General features: G+C 68.9%; 14 protein-coding genes. 10 read left to right on the forward strand and 4 right to left on the reverse strand.

Going from position 1 to position 13073, the window contains the following annotated elements:
- Positions 1-92: 92 nt before the first annotated feature.
- Positions 93-626: a hypothetical protein gene (locus VAE53_RS06660; protein ID WP_322818585.1), complete on the reverse strand. Its 534-nt coding sequence runs from the start codon at positions 624-626 to the stop codon at positions 93-95.
- A 61-nt stretch (positions 627-687) separates the two neighbouring features.
- Between VAE53_RS06660 and VAE53_RS06665 the strand changes: the two genes are divergently transcribed.
- From VAE53_RS06665 to lon, 10 genes are all read left to right on the forward strand, one after another.
- Entirely contained in the window at positions 688-1911 is a 1224-nt protein-coding gene (locus VAE53_RS06665) for a DUF3179 domain-containing protein (RefSeq protein ID WP_322818586.1), read from the forward strand.
- A gap of 243 nt (positions 1912-2154) precedes the next feature.
- Entirely contained in the window at positions 2155-2889 is a 735-nt protein-coding gene (locus VAE53_RS06670) for an ABC transporter ATP-binding protein (RefSeq protein WP_369294037.1), read from the forward strand.
- Positions 2886-3599, forward strand: a complete 714-nt coding sequence (locus VAE53_RS06675; protein WP_322818588.1) for an ABC transporter ATP-binding protein — start codon at positions 2886-2888, stop codon at positions 3597-3599. Before VAE53_RS06670 ends, VAE53_RS06675 begins: the two co-directional genes overlap by 4 nt.
- Positions 3600-3629: 30 nt before the next feature.
- Positions 3630-4517, forward strand: coding sequence for a branched-chain amino acid ABC transporter permease (locus VAE53_RS06680; RefSeq protein WP_322818589.1), 888 nt, complete (start codon positions 3630-3632; stop codon positions 4515-4517).
- A 3-nt stretch (positions 4518-4520) separates the two neighbouring features.
- The gene (locus VAE53_RS06685) at positions 4521-5810 is read left to right on the forward strand and encodes a branched-chain amino acid ABC transporter permease (protein WP_322818590.1); all 1290 of its coding nucleotides are present in this window, start codon (positions 4521-4523) and stop codon (positions 5808-5810) included.
- A gap of 96 nt (positions 5811-5906) precedes the next feature.
- The gene (locus tag VAE53_RS06690) at positions 5907-7241 is read left to right on the forward strand and encodes an ABC transporter substrate-binding protein (RefSeq protein ID WP_322818591.1); all 1335 of its coding nucleotides are present in this window, start codon (positions 5907-5909) and stop codon (positions 7239-7241) included.
- A 184-nt stretch (positions 7242-7425) separates the two neighbouring features.
- Positions 7426-7569 carry a hypothetical protein gene (locus VAE53_RS06695; protein ID WP_322818592.1) on the forward strand — a complete coding sequence of 48 codons (144 nt, stop codon included), beginning with the start codon at positions 7426-7428 and terminating at the stop codon, positions 7567-7569.
- The gene (locus VAE53_RS06700) at positions 7566-7808 is read left to right on the forward strand and encodes a hypothetical protein (RefSeq protein WP_322818593.1); all 243 of its coding nucleotides are present in this window, start codon (positions 7566-7568) and stop codon (positions 7806-7808) included. The genes VAE53_RS06695 and VAE53_RS06700 overlap by 4 nt, the downstream gene beginning before the upstream one ends.
- Before the next feature lie 187 nt (positions 7809-7995).
- The gene (locus tag VAE53_RS06705) at positions 7996-8415 is read left to right on the forward strand and encodes an Hsp20/alpha crystallin family protein (protein ID WP_322818594.1); all 420 of its coding nucleotides are present in this window, start codon (positions 7996-7998) and stop codon (positions 8413-8415) included.
- On the forward strand, positions 8412-10838 hold the full coding sequence (gene lon, locus VAE53_RS06710; RefSeq protein ID WP_322818595.1) for an endopeptidase La: 2427 nt from the start codon (positions 8412-8414) through the stop codon (positions 10836-10838). Before VAE53_RS06705 ends, lon begins: the two co-directional genes overlap by 4 nt.
- A 32-nt stretch (positions 10839-10870) precedes the next feature.
- Here the strand turns inward: lon and VAE53_RS06715 are convergent, their stop codons facing one another.
- From VAE53_RS06715 to VAE53_RS06725, 3 genes are all read right to left on the reverse strand, one after another.
- Complete coding sequence (locus VAE53_RS06715) at positions 10871-11242, reverse strand: VOC family protein (RefSeq protein WP_322818596.1); 372 nt, start codon at positions 11240-11242, stop codon at positions 10871-10873.
- A gap of 49 nt (positions 11243-11291) precedes the next feature.
- Positions 11292-12047 carry an alpha/beta fold hydrolase gene (locus VAE53_RS06720; RefSeq protein WP_322818597.1) on the reverse strand — a complete coding sequence of 252 codons (756 nt, stop codon included), beginning with the start codon at positions 12045-12047 and terminating at the stop codon, positions 11292-11294.
- Positions 12048-12316: 269 nt separating this feature from the next.
- The coding region (locus tag VAE53_RS06725; protein ID WP_322818598.1) for a peroxidase family protein at positions 12317-13073 on the reverse strand (757 nt) is incomplete at its 5' end.

The raw sequence follows: 13073 nt of genomic DNA on the forward strand, positions 1-13073 counted from the left end.
TGGCCCCGCCAGGCACCTGCGCCATCCTGCGGATGGGGCGCCCCGGAGCACGTCCGGCAGCCCCGCTCGATCCCTGCGCGCAGGCCTCCGCCCTACCCAGCCAGGCCGATCAGCCACTCCACGACATCGCGCGGCGTGAAGCGGTCGAACCAGCGCGCCACGTGCAGCGCGTACTCGTGGAAGAGCTTCGCCGCCGCCGTACCCACCAGCGCCAACACCACCGGCCGCCGTTCCCACCGGAAGCCCGGCCACCACCGCCGCGTGAATGCCACGAAGACGAACCAGTACTCGAACACGTTCGGGAAGATGAAGAGCACCCACCGCTCGCCCGAAAGCTCGAAGGCGACGAAGCCGACGAGGCGAAACGCATAGAGCGCTACCGCCACCGTCCGCGCCGGCCCCTCCCACCGGAGCGCCACCACCAAGAAGAGCGCGAGGTACACCTGATCGCACCACTTGTCGAACGACTGGTAGTTGCGCACCCCGCCGAGGTCCAGGTAGGCGCGCAAGAACAGGTCGGAGAGGTCGACCAGGATGGCGAGCACGGCGCCGAATAGCGCCCAGCGGAGGACGGGCAGCGAACCCGCGACGCGGACCGCGAGGATGACCCACATCTCCAGCGTCACGGCAGCAAAGGATAACGGGCATTACCCAGCCTTTCCCGCCGGCTTCTACAGTGCGGCAACGATGCATCGCTCCGCGGCTGCCCTCGCCCTGGCTCCCACACTCCTGGCAGGCTGCTTGGGCGGCGATCCGCCACCTGCCACCCCCGGGCCCACCCCGCCTCCCACGCCGACGGCGACGCTGACGGCCGTCGACCGGATCCTCTCCTTCCAAGCCGACTACCCCGACTGGCCGAAGACCGACTTCACCCGCTCCACGGCCGACCCGCGGGAGATCGTGCGCGGCTGCCCGGGCCGCGATTGCATCCCCCCGCTCGATGTCGAAGGGGCGGTCGAGATTCCAGCCCCGCGCGGCGGGCACGCCCGGTTCGCCCCGGCCGCCACGCTCGACTACGCCGAACGGCTCCCCGTCGCAGTCGTCACCGTCGACGGAATCACGAAAGGTTACCCGCTCCACATTCTCACCTGGCACGAAGTGGTGAACGACCGCTTCGGCAACCGCCCGATCGTGGTCACCTACTGCCCGCTCTGCAACACGGCGCTCGCCTTCGACCGCACCGTCGAGGGCCGGGTGCTCGATTTCGGCGTCTCGGGCAACCTGCGGAACTCCGACCTGATCATGTGGGACCGCCAAACCGAGAGCTGGTGGCAGCAGGCGACCGGCGAAGGCATCGTGGGGGCGTACGCGGGCACGCTCCTCCGGCCGGTCCCGGCGAGTGTCGTCTCCTGGGGCGAATTCCGGCGCGCCTTCCCCGAGGCCCAGGCGCTCACCGAGGACACCGGTTTCGAACGCGCCTACGGCGTCAACCCGTACGAGTTCTACGACGCCACCAGCCAACCGTTCCTCTTCTCGGGCACTCCCGACGCCCGCCTGCCGGCGCTCGAACGGGTCGTCGCCCTCGACCGGCAGGGGGCGGGCCTCGCCGTTCCCTTCGAAGCGCTCTCGCAGGCGCGAGTGGCGAACGTGCAAGCCGGTGGTGTCCCTGTCGCCGTCTTCTGGATGCCAGGCACCGCCTCGGCCCTCGACCAGCGCGAGGTGGCCCAGTCGCGCGATGTCGGCGCCGCCGCCGCCTACGATGCCCGCTTGGAGGGCCGGGTGCTCCGATTCGAACCTGGCCCCGCACCCGGCACCTTCATCGACGATGCGACCGGTTCCACCTGGGATATCTTCGGGAGGGCCGTGGCCGGGCCCCTCGCCGGGCGGCAGCTCGCGGCGGTGCTCCACACCACCGAATTCTGGTTCGCCTGGGCGGCGTTTCACCCCGACACCGCCATCTGGCAACCCTGAGCGAAGCTGGCCGGGCGGCCGAAGGCCGGCCAGAACGAGCGGGACGGAGATTCCCGCATCGCCCGCCGGAACTGGCTGCCCGGCCAGGCGCGCCTTCTCGGCAAGGCCTCCCCGGCAAGTCGGGCGCTCCGCTTGCGTGGAAGGCTGAGTGACCACTAGACTCCCGGCGCAAATGGACCGGGGGTGGGCCGTCTGACTAGCTCGAATGGAACCCAGCCAATCCTGAGCGTCCGCGACATCACGATGCGCTTCGGTGGCCTTGTCGCCCTCGATGGCGTCTCGTTCGACGTCCCGGCCGGCAAGATCCTCGGGCTCATCGGGCCGAACGGCGCCGGCAAGACGACGATGTTCAACGCCATCACGCGGCTCTACCGTCCGCAGCAGGGCGAGATCCGGTTCGGCGACGTGAACCTGCTCCGCCTCGCCCCGCACGAAATCCCGCGGCTCGGCATCTCGCGGACGTTCCAGAACCTCGCCCTCTTCGCCTCGATGACGGTGCGCGACAACATCCGCGTCGGGCTCCACGCCAGCACCAAGGCCGACGTCTTCTCCCAGGCCCTCCGCCTCCCATGGGTCGGGCGTGAAGAGCGCCGTACCGAGGCCATCGTCGACGAGGTGATCGACTACCTCGGCCTGCGTGCCGTCGAGCACCATCCCGCGGCAGGGCTCCCCTTCGGCACGCTGAAGCGGATCGAGCTCGCCCGCGCGCTCGTCGCCCGGCCGAAGCTCCTCCTCCTCGACGAACCCGCGGGCGGCCTCAACCACGAAGAGATCGGCGCCCTCGGCGCGCTCATCCAAGACATCCGCCAGCGGTTCGATGTCACCATCCTGCTCGTGGAGCACCACATGGGCCTCGTCATGAGCATCAGCGACCACGTCGTCGTGCTCGACTTCGGGAAGAAGATCTCCGAGGGCACGCCCGACGAGGTGCGCCGCGACCCGGAGGTTATCCGGGCCTACCTGGGGGAAGAGGCATGACGGCGATCCTCGAAGCCCGCAACCTTCGCGCCGCTTACGGCGAGCGGCCCGTCCTCTTCGGCATCGACCTGCGCCTGCCCGAGCGCGGCATCGTCGCCGTCTTGGGTGCCAACGGCGCGGGGAAGACCACGACGCTCCGCGCCCTCCTGGCCGAAATCCGGACGTGGGGCGAAGTCACCTTCCAGGGCGAAAGCGTCAACGGCCGCTCGACGCAAGAGCTCGTGCGCATGGGCATGATGATGGTGCCCGAGGGCCGTGGCACCTTCACCGACTTCACCGTCGAAGAGAACCTCCTCCTCGGTGCCTACTCCCGCAAGGACAAAGACGGCATCGGGCGCGACATGGACCGCATGTACGAGTACTTCCCCGTGCTCGGCCAGCGGCGAAAGCAGCGCGCCGGCTCGATGTCGGGCGGCGAACAGCAGATGCTGGCCATCGCCCGGGCCCTCATGGCGCGCCCTAAAGTCCTCCTCCTCGACGAACCGTCGCTCGGCCTCGCGCCGCTCATCGTGCAGGAGATCTTCACCATCCTGACGACGATCAACCGCGAGGAGGGCGTCAGCATGCTCCTCGTCGAACAGGATGCCGTCCGCGCCCTCAAGGTCGCCAGCTACGCCTACCTCCTCGAGACGGGCAGGGTCGCGCTCGAAGGCACCGCCGAACAGCTCGCCGCCAGCGACGACGTGCGGCGCGCCTACCTGGGCTACTGATACCGAGTCGAAGGGAGAAGGGAGGGACCGATGACCGAATTCATCCAGCTCATCCTCGCGGGGACGGCCAACGGCTGCATCTACGGGCTGCTCGCCCTGGCGCTCGTCCTCATCTACCGCTCGACCCACATCATCAACTTCGGCCAGGGCGAGATGGCCATGTTCTCGACCTACATCTGCTGGTCGTTCCTGAATGCCGGAATGGGCTACTGGCTGGCGGTACCGCTCACGCTCGTCCTGGCCTTCGTCGCCGGGCTCGTCGTCCAGCGCATCCTCATCCGGCCCGTCCAGAACGCCCCCGAGCTGACCATCGTCATCGTCACCCTCGGCCTCTACCTCTTCTTCAACTCGCTCGCCCTCTGGATTTACAGCGGCGTGCCAAAGCCGTTCCCGCTTCCTACGGGCATCCGCCAGCAGTCGTGGCAGGTGGGCGATATCTTCATCGTGCCCTACCACCTGTTCATCTTCGCCGTGCTCATCACCCTCATGGCCGTGCTCTACCTGCTCTTCCAGCGGACGAAGCTGGGGCTCGGGCTGCGGGCCGCCGCGGCCCAGCCCGCCTCGAGCCGGCTCGTGGGCATCAACGTCAACTGGATGCTCGCGCTCGGTTGGGGGATCGCCGCTGCGGCTGGTGCGCTCGCCGGCATCCTCTCCGCCCCGGTGGTGCAGCTCGAACCGAACTTCATGGCCACCGTCCTCATCTTCAGCTTCGCCTCGGCCACGCTCGGCGGGTTCGATTCGCCGCCCGGGGCTGTCGTCGGGGGCATCGCGATCGGCAACGTCGTCGCCCTCGGCGGCCGCTACATCGAATTCATCGGCACGCAGCTCGATATCGTGCTCGCGCTCGTCGTCATCGTCGCCGTCCTCCTCGTCCGCCCGGCGGGCCTCTTCGGGCGGCAGGTCGTTCAGAGGGTGTAGCTCATGGACCTCATCCGATCCTTCGACTACCGCCGCAACTGGTTCCTGCCGCTCTTCGTCGTCGCGGGGCTCATCTGGCTGCTCGCCGACCCGCTCAACCTCGACGCCGTCCCCGCCGTCGGCGACATGATCGGCCCGCTCGCGGGGATGGCGGCCCTCCTCGGGATCTTGGCCATCGTCACGGTCGCCGTCGCGTTGATCCTCAAACCGGTGCTCGACCGCGGCCGCGACGCGGAGCGCGCCGTGCGTTGGCTCGGCTACGCCCTGATCCTCGCCTTCTTCATCTTCATGCCGGCCTACGTCGACCAGATCCCCCACGGCTCGATGCTGAAGATGACCGTAGCCATCCAGTTCATGATCGTCATCGTCGGCATCAACCTGTTGACGGGCTTCGGGGGGCAGATCTCGCTCGGGCAGGGCGCCTTCTTCGCCATCGGCGGCTACACCCTCGGTATCGGCTTCCACGAGTGGGGCATGCCGTGGGGCTGGTCGCTCCTCATCGCCCCGATCCTCGCCGGCGTCATCGGCTTCCTCGTGGGTATCCCCGCGCTCCGCTTCAAGGGGCCCTACCTCGCCCTCGCCACCCTCTCGCTCGCGGTCACCATCACCCCGCTGGCGAAGAAGTTCGAGGAGTTCACAGGCGGCGTCCAGGGCGTCGCCATGTTCGGAAAGCTCAGCGTGCCCTTCTGGTCGGATAACCCCGACCGGTTCTTCTACTACCTCACCGCCGTCCTCGCGCTCCTCATCTTCGTCCTGGCGGCCAACCTCCGCCGCGGGCGGTTCGGCCGCGCCCTCGTCGCCATCCGCGATAACGAGACAGCCGCCGCGGCGATGGGGGTGAACGTTGCCCTCTACAAGATGACCGCTTTCGGCATCGCTGGCGCCTTTGCCGGGCTGGCTGGCGCGCTCAACGGCGTCGTCATTCAGTTCGTCTCGCCCGATCAATACTCGCCACTCCTCTCGATCCGCTTCCTCGTCGGGGCCGTCATCGGCGGGATCGCCACCGTCAACGGCGCGATCATCGGCGGCCTCTTCCAACAGTTCGTGCCCGACGTTACCGTCGCCATCAACAAGTCGGCTCCCGATGCCATCCAGGCGATCATCCTCATCGTGGTCATGTTCACCATGCGCCACGGGGTGGCCGGCTTCCTCCAGGAGACCTGGCGATACGCCCGCTCCGGCCTCCGCCTGCGTAAGCCGGAAGCCAGCGTGGCCGTCGTCGAAACGGTCGTCGTGGTCGAACGCGAGGAGGTGGTGATCGTTCGCCGCGAAGGCGGCGATTCGAGCGGTTGAATCCGAACAGCCCGGCTCGGGCGAATGTACTAACGGGAGTCACGCGCCGGGAAACCCGGCGCTGGACGAAATCCAACAGGAGGGACAAGGCACCAGATGCGAACACGCAATCGATGGACCGCGCTGCTCATGCTCTTTGCCGCGGTCGCCATGGTCCTCGCCGCAGCCTGCGGCGGCGATGACGATGACGACACGGGTGAATCGCCGACAGCCGGGCAGACCGCGCCCGCCGGCCAAACTCCGGCACAGACCGAAAAGCCGAAGTACGACACCGGCGCTTCGGACACCGAAATCAAGATCGGTGGCATCTATCCGTTCTCCGGTCCGGCTGCGGCCTACGGCACGATCGGCAAGACCGTCGAAGCCTACTTCAAGATGGTGAACGAGCAGGGCGGCATCAACGGCCGCAAGATCACGTTCATCACCAAGGACGACGCCTACTCCCCGGACAAGACGGTCCAGGCTGCCCGCGAGCTCGTGGAGCAGGAGAAAGTCCTCTTCATCTTCAACACCCTTGGCACGCCGCCGAACACCGCCATCTGGGACTACCTCAATCAGCAAAAGATCCCGCAGTTGTTCGTCGCAACCGGGGCCTCGAAGTGGGGCGCCGACCCGAAGACGCACCCGTGGACCATCGGCTGGCAGCCCGACTACCAGTCGGAATCGGCCATCTACGTCGAATGGCTGAACAAAGAGAAGCCGAACGCCAAGGTCGCCATCCTCTACCAGAACGATGACTACGGGAAGGACTACGTCGAGGGCTTCAAGAAGGCGCTCGGCACCAAGGCCTCGTCCGTCATCGTGAAAGAAGCGACCTATGCCACGACGGACGCCTCCGTCAGCGCGCAGGTGACGCAGCTGAAAGAGTCTGGCGCCGATACCTTCTTCCTCGTCGCTACGCCGAAGTTCGCCACCCAGGCCCTCGTCACCGCGACCCAGGTCGGCTGGAAGCCAACCATCCTGCTGAACTCGGTCTCCCAGTCGATCCCGGCCGTCCTCGACCCGGCCGCGCAGCAGGGCGCCGACCTCTCCAACATCATCACCACCTTCTACATCAAGGACCCGGGCGACCCGCAGTGGGCCAACGACAAGGCCATCCAGGACTACAAGGCCTTCATGCAGAAGTACTACCCCGAAGGCAACGTCAACGACGGATTCAACGTGTATGGCTACAGCGTCGCCCAGACCTTGGTCCACGTCCTGAAGCAGGCCGGCAACAACCTCACCCGGGAGAACATCATGAAGCAGGCCACCAGCATCAAGGACCTGCGGATCGATACCCTGCTCCCCGGCATCCTCATCAACACCTCGCCGGTCGATTCGCCCACGCCGGATTACTACCCGATCCAGGCCGAGCAGCTCGCGAAGTACAACCCCGGCGCCAAGAAGTTCGACCTCTTCGGCCAGGTCATCGACACGGGCAAGAAGTAGGCCTTCGCTACCGCGGCGGGCCCACGGGCGGGCGGGGGAACTCCCCCGCCCGCTTTTTTCGCCCAGGGGTGGTGGCCGAACCGGGGCCCGGTGGCATCCTGCCCGTCGCTGTGTCACCCGGCGCTCGGCGCTCGGTGGGTCGCCTGCCACGCTCGGCGCACCACCAACGGGAGGCCACGCGCCAATGTCTACCATCCCTCGTCCATTCATCGCTGCTGCACACGCTGCCGGGGCCGCCCTCGTCGCCCTTGCCACCGGGCCGATTGGCGGCCTGCTCGCGGCCGTCGCCCTGGCGGCACCGGCCCTCGTCCTCCGGAGGCTCCCGTGAACGGCCGGCCCGGCGGAACTGCCGGCGCCAACGGCTATCACTCGCGCGTCCGGACCACGCTCGCGGCGATCCTCGCCGTCATCGCTGCCGCCGCGCTCACCTGGCAGGACCTCACCGGCGCCGGCCCGGACGAGCTCACCGCCGTCACCGCCGCCATCCTCGTCGTCTCGCTCCAGGCCCTCGCCTTTCCGGTCGACGACCTCCTTCGGCTCCTCGGCCGCTGGCGGCGCGGCGAATGAGGCGCCCCCTGGCGGTGGCCACGGCAGCCGACCCATCGGCAGGCCGCCGCTGACCGACCGCATCGCCTCCCCTCGCCGCCGGGCCGTGGCGCCGCCACTCCCCGGCACCTAACCGCCCGCAGCAGGCGGAGCTCGCCCCTTACAATGAGGGGAGCACCCGCCGGGCGGGCTTCGCGAGGTTCCCCCCATGCGCTACCGCCGCATCAGCTACCGCTACGCGCTCACCATCCGCACCGGGCCCGAGCCGCTCGGCAGCGGCTACCTCGCGGGCCGCGAGCGCATCCGCCTCGCCCAGCCGTGGTGGCGCCCCGCTGCCGATATCGCCGAGACCCCCGAGGCCATCGCCGTCACCGTCGAACTCGCCGGCGTCTCCGTCGACGACCTCGATGTCCTGCTCTACGACGACGCCGTCGTCATCGAGGGTGTGCGCCACCTGCCCCCGCCGTCGGTCGAAGCGCGCTACCACGCCGCCGAAATCCGCCAGGGCCGCTTTCGCCTGGAAGTTCCGCTCCCCTGCGGCATCGACGCCGAGGCCGCCCGGGCTCGATACGACAACGGCCTGCTCCTGCTCGAATTCCCCAAAGCCAGCGGAGGTGCCGCGCCATGAGCGACGATGCGCTGTCTCCATCCGGGCCCCCCGTGAGCGAGTCCTCCGACGCGGCCCCCCAAGAGGAAGGCCGCGTCGAGCTCCTGCCCGTCATGCCCCTCCGGGGCGGCACCGTGGTCTTCCCCTTCGCCGTCCTCCCTCTCGCGGTGGGCCAGCCCCGCTCGGTCCGCCTCGTCGATGACGTGATGCGGCGCGACCGGCGGCTCGTCTTCGTGGCCCAGAAAACGGACGATATCGACCTCGCCGGCCCCGAGCACGTCCATCGCATCGGCACCATCGGCGTCATCCACCACCTCGCCCGCTCCGGCGAGGGGACGCTGCAGGTCGTCGTCCAGGGCATCGAACGGGTGCGCATCCTCGAATTCGTCGGCGCCGAGCCCTATCTCCAGGCTCGCGTCGAGCGCGCCCCCGAGCGCCCGGCGGCGGGCCCCGAGGGCGAAGCGCTCCGCCGCGCTGTGCTCGAACTCATCGCCCGCCTCGTGGCCGTCATCCAGCTGCCGCAGGAGTTCGTCGCCGCGGCCGAGGCGCTCACCGACCCGCTCCAGCTCGCCTACCTCGTCGGCGCGGCACTCCCGCTCTCGGGCGAACAGCGCCAAGAGCTGCTCGAACTCGACGCCGTCGAAGCGAAGCTTCGCAAGCTCATCGACTTCATCCAACACGAAATCGCCGTGCGCGAGCTCGGCCGGAAGATCGCCGAGGAGACCGAGCAGCGCCTCTCGAAATCGCAGCGGGAATACTTCCTCCGCGAACAGCTCCGCTCCATCCAGAAGGAGCTCGGCGAAGGCGAAGGCGAAGAGATTGCCGAGCTGCGGCGCAAACTCGACGAGGCTGGCCTGCCACCCGAGGCCCGCGCCGAGGCCGACCGCGAACTCGACCGTCTCGCGCTGTTGCCGCCCGGTTCCCCCGAACAGGGCATGATCCGCACCTACCTCGATTGGATGGCCAACCTCCCCTGGCAAAAGCTCAGCGGCTCGGCCATCGACATCGACCGCGCCCGCACCGTCCTCGACGAAGACCACTACGACCTCGAGAAGATCAAGGATCGCATCCTCGATTACCTCGCGGTGCGCAAGCTCCGCGCCGAGCGTGCCGCCGCGGCGGCCGATGGCGGCGAGGTCCCCTCCCCCGCCGAGCGCACCGCCGCCGAGCCGATCCTCTGCTTCGTCGGCCCGCCCGGCGTCGGCAAGACGAGCCTCGGCCAGTCCATCGCCCGCGCCCTCGACCGTGCCTTCGCGCGCGTCGCGCTCGGCGGCGTCCACGACGAAGCCGAAATTCGCGGGCACCGCCGGACGTACATCGGGGCGATGCCTGGCCGCATCGTCCAAGCCCTCCGCCAGGCCGGCACCCGCGACCCGGTCATCATGCTCGACGAGATCGACAAAGTGGGGAGCGACTGGCGGGGCGACCCGGCCGCCGCCCTCCTCGAAGTGCTCGACCCGGCACAGAACCACCGCTTCACCGATACCTACCTCGGCGTCCCCTTCGATCTCTCTGCCGTCCTCTTCATCGCCACGGCGAACACCCTCGATACCGTCTCGCCGCCCCTCCGCGACCGGATGGAGGTGATGCAGCTCTCGGGCTATACCGAAGAGGAGAAGCTCCAGATCGCCGAGCGGTACCTCGTCCCACGGCAGCTCCGCGCCCACGGGCTCCGGCCGGGCGAAATCGCCTTCGAGCCAGAGGCCCTCCGCCACATCATTCGCCGCTACACGCGCGAAGCCGGCGTCCGGGGCCTCGAACGGGAGATCGCCGGCGTCGTTCGGCGGATCGCCCGGCGCGTCGTCGAAGGCGAACCGACGCCCGTCACGGTCGATATCGCCGGCGTCGAACGGTACCTCGGCCGGCCCCGCATCCCCGAGGAGGCGCTTCTGCGGATCGATCGGCCCGGCATCGCCACCGGGCTCGCCTGGACACCGGCCGGCGGCGACGTGCTGCAGATCGAGGCGGCGGCCATGCCCGCCAGCGAAGAGCGGCTCATCCTCACCGGGCAGCTCGGCGACGTCATGCGCGAAAGCGTGCAGGCCGCGCTCACCTGGGTCCGCTCCAACGCCGAACGGTTGGGCTTCGACCCGACCTTCTTCGAACACAAGGCCGTCCACGTCCACGTGCCCGCGGGCGCCGTGCCCAAGGACGGACCCTCCGCCGGCATCACGATGGCCACGGCGCTCGCCTCGCTCGCCACGGGCCGCCCCGTGCGCGCCGACGTCGCGATGACCGGCGAGATTACCCTCCATGGTCGCGTGTTGCCCGTCGGCGGGATCAAAGAGAAAGTGCTCGCCGCGCACCGTTTCGGCATCCGAACCGTGATCCTCCCCAAGGAGAACGAGCGGGACACGGAGGACGTGCCCGAAGAGGCGCGCAAAGCCCTCCAGTTCCACTTCGTGGACGACGCTTTCGACGTGATCCGGCTCGCGCTCACGTAACGAGGGAGCCGGGCGAGCGCCTGCCGCGAGCGTTACTGCTGGACGAGCGCGACGACGTTGCCCTCTGGGTCGGTAATCCGGGCGATGGTCGGGCCGCCCGGGACGTCGAACGGCTCGCGGACGATCGCTCCCCCGAGCTCCGCCGCCTTCGCCAGCGAGGCGCGCAGGTCGCGCACCTGGATATAGAGGACGACGCCGGGCGCGCTGCCGCGGGCGATGTGGCCGCCGGGGCCCGGCTCCGGCCCGCCGAGGCCCGGGGGAATGGCCATCACGGGCCCGTCGTCGATCGCCCAATTGAAGAGCGCCGCGTAAAACGCCCGCAGTCGCTCGGGCTCGCGCCCCCGAATCTCCCAGTGCACGAGCGGACGGGGCCAATCGGGCGGCTCGGCGGATTCACGGTGCATCGGCGCTCCTCGCGGTGTGGTCCGCGCAGTATACCGAGGCGAGGCGTCGCTACGAGGAGGCCGTGCCGAGATGCCGCACGAAGAACTCCTCCCACGCGTGGCGCTCGGCCAGGGGTACCTGCACATGGCGTCCCGGGTTCGCGTGCAACGTCTTCTCCTGCGAGCCGAGCGCTTCGAAGAGGGAGAACACGGAATCGCGCGGTGCCACCTCGTCGTCCCATTGACACATCACCATCACCGGCACCGTGATCCGGCGCGCGAGTGCCGCGAACTCCTCGTTGCGCACGCCCGCTAGTCCCAACACCGCTGCCCGCACGCGCGGCTCGCCCGCGACGAACGGAACGCCGATGGCGGTGCCCATCGAAAGCCCCCACCAGCCGACCGGCCCCTCACCGACATCCGGCAGCGTTTCCGCTGCATCGAGCGCAGCCTTCCATTCGCCCACGGCCCTCGCTACGCGCGCAGCGAGCTGCCGCATCCGCGCCGGGTCGATGGGTGGCAAGCTGGCGGCACCGCGCAGCGCCCGCGCCTGCGCGAGCTCTGCCTCGGTCGCCCGCTCGCCGTGCCCGGGATTGTCGATGCTGAGGCAGGCGTAGCCGTGGTGGCGAACGAAGCTGCGCGCCTTCGCCAAGAGCGTCTCGACCCGCTTGTGCTGCATCCCGCCGTGGCAGAGGAGCAGGAGCGGCCGCGGCCCGCGCGCCCCTTCTGGCAGCCACAAGATGCCAGGGACTCGCTCGCCATCGACGGCGAGCTCGAAGCTCCGCTCGGTAACACCCAATTCGGTGGTTTCGCTGATGAACCTCATGCATGTGCCTCCAGCCGGGGTAGCTCGGGTTCGGCAAGGGGCGCGCCGCGCCGGTACGGAGCGTATCACGATTCACCTCCGAACGTCGTTCTGCTCCTCCGGGGCTCGAAGCCCTCGCACACCCCAGCGGCGAGAGCGGCTGCGAGGCCACCGCGCGGTCGGCACGCTCCCCCCACCGACAAACCAGCGGGGCGGCCCAGCCGGGCCGCCCCGTACCCCTGCGCTGCGTTCCCCTCGCAGCGATCGATATCCGCGACGGTGGCTCGCCGCTACGGCCGCCAGCCCAGGTCGTAGCGGTCGAGGTTCATCACCTTGTTCCAGGCGGCCACGAAGTCGTGGACGAACTTCTCCTGCGCATCGTCGCAGGCGTACACCTCGGCGAGGGCGCGGAGCTGGGCATTGGCCCCGAACACGAGGTCGACGCGGCTACCCGTCCACTTCTTCTGGCCGGTGCGCCGGTCGTAGCCATCGTAGATGCCCGGCGCCTCCGTGGGCCGCCACTCCGTGCCGAGATCGAGCAAGTTCACGAAGAAGTCGTTGGTGAGCTTGCCCGGGCGCTCGGTGAAGACGCCCAGCGAAGAGCCGTTCCAGTTCGCCCCCAGGGCGCGCATCCCGCCGACGAGCACCGTCATCTCCGGCGCCGTGAGGGTGAGGAAGGCGGCTTTGTCGACGAGCAGGTGCTCGGCCGGCTTCTCCTGCCCGGGCTTCACATAGTTGCGGAAGCCATCGGCTACCGGTTCGAGGACGGCGAAGGATTCGACGTCCGTCCACTCCTGGGACGTATCGGTGCGGCCCGGGGCGAAGGGCACCTGGATGTCGAACCCGGCCTCGCGTGCGGCCTGTTCGATGGCCGCGCACCCGCCGAGGACGATGAGGTCGGCCAGGGAGACGCGTTTGTTCCCGGTTTGGGCGTTGTTGAACTCGCGCTGGACCTCTTCGAGCTTGCCCAACACCTTCTGGAGCTCGCCCGGGTTGTTCACCTCCCAGCTCTTCTGCGGTTCGAGCCGGATGCGCGCGCCGTTGGCG

The organism is Tepidiforma sp., from assembly GCF_034432735.1.
Taxonomy (GTDB): domain Bacteria; phylum Chloroflexota; class Dehalococcoidia; order Tepidiformales; family Tepidiformaceae; genus Tepidiforma.